The organism is Romboutsia sp. LXY-2, from assembly GCF_056171995.1.
In genome coordinates this window covers 1-706 of record NZ_JBKFGI010000036.1, presented here as the reverse complement: position 1 = coordinate 706, position 706 = coordinate 1, and the positions used below count along the sequence as shown (strand labels likewise).

Annotated in this window: 4 tRNA genes and 2 rRNA genes; all 6 read right to left on the bottom strand. The window is 43.6% G+C overall.

What is annotated here, in order from left to right:
• Positions 1-2: 2 nt before the first annotated feature.
• Positions 3-78: transfer RNA gene (locus tag ACI48P_RS22070), tRNA-Asn, on the bottom strand.
• A gap of 16 nt (positions 79-94) precedes the next feature.
• Positions 95-171: transfer RNA gene (locus tag ACI48P_RS22065), tRNA-Asp, on the bottom strand.
• 6 nt (positions 172-177) lie between these two features.
• Positions 178-253 (bottom strand) — tRNA-Val (locus ACI48P_RS22060).
• A gap of 7 nt (positions 254-260) precedes the next feature.
• A tRNA-Glu gene (locus tag ACI48P_RS22055) sits at positions 261-335 on the bottom strand.
• Positions 336-360: 25 nt separating this feature from the next.
• A 5S ribosomal RNA gene (rrf, locus tag ACI48P_RS22050) occupies positions 361-477 on the bottom strand.
• A gap of 153 nt (positions 478-630) precedes the next feature.
• Positions 631-706, bottom strand: a 23S ribosomal RNA gene (locus ACI48P_RS22045); the annotation flags it as partial.

Sequence of the window (706 nt, the reverse complement as noted above, 5' to 3'; positions counted from 1 at the left end):
ATTGGCGGGAATAACAGGACTCGAACCTGTGACCCATTGATTAACAGTCAATTGCTCTACCAACTGAGCCATATTCCCACGTATTTAATTAAAATGGCGACCTGGAAGGGACTCGAACCCTCGACCTCCAGCGTGACAGGCTGGCATTCTAACCAACTGAACTACCAGGCCGCGTAATGGTGGGACTAACAGGGCTCGAACCTGTGACCCCCTGCTTGTAAGGCAGGTGCTCTCCCAGCTGAGCTATAGTCCCGGGATATTGGTGACCCATAGGGGAATCGAACCCCTGTTACCGCCGTGAAAGGGCGGTGTCTTGACCGCTTGACCAATGGGCCTTACTTTAAAGTTCTTTTAGAACTCACCTGGCTACGTCCTACTCTTCCAGGAGGTTGCCCCCCAAGTACCATTGGCGCTAAAGAGCTTAACTTCTGTGTTCGGAATGGGAACAGGTGTATCCTCTTTGCTATAATAACCAGATTATTTTCTCGTCCTTTTCTCGGACAAGTATTATATTAACATTTTTTTAACTTAATGTCAACATTTTATTTTAAGTTTTTTAATAATTATAACTTAAAACATTTAGAGTTAATACCCTGAAAACTGCATATCATTTGTGTAACAATCATTTTGTTGGTCAAGTCCTCGACCTATTAGTATCGATAAGCTAAATACATTACTGCACTTACACCTTCGACCTATCAACCAG